Source organism: Salmonella sp. SAL4457 (genome assembly GCF_046548235.1).
Lineage (GTDB): Bacteria > Pseudomonadota > Gammaproteobacteria > Enterobacterales > Enterobacteriaceae > Salmonella > Salmonella enterica.
Genome location: NZ_JBGDZO010000434.1, coordinates 1 through 274, shown reverse-complemented (window position 1 = coordinate 274; position 274 = coordinate 1). Strand labels below are relative to the sequence as shown.

Sequence of the window (274 nt, the reverse complement as noted above, 5' to 3'; positions counted from 1 at the left end):
CCGCATCTGTTGCGCGAGGCGCTGGCCTGGCACCTGAACCTGGAAGAACGCGGACACATGCTGGCCGGCTGAGGCTGAACCGTTTCATCCGCAACTATTTCCAGCGCCCGGACGATTAATTCTTCCGGGCGTCTGGACAGGGCAGAAAAAACCACGTAAAAACATATTTCGGCGGCCTTTTCTCTTGCCGCCATCGCAACACGCCGACTCGGCCCTTCCGCTTTTCCTGCTGTAACACTTCGTTGTTTCTTTCGGTAACGCACCATGACGGTGC

At 56.9% G+C, this 274-nt stretch carries 1 protein-coding gene; it reads right to left on the bottom strand.

Annotated elements, in window-relative coordinates; all coding sequences use genetic code 11:
- A partial coding sequence (locus tag ACLJNW_RS24945) for a hypothetical protein (RefSeq protein WP_410961323.1) occupies window positions 1-274 on the bottom strand: 274 nt, incomplete at both ends.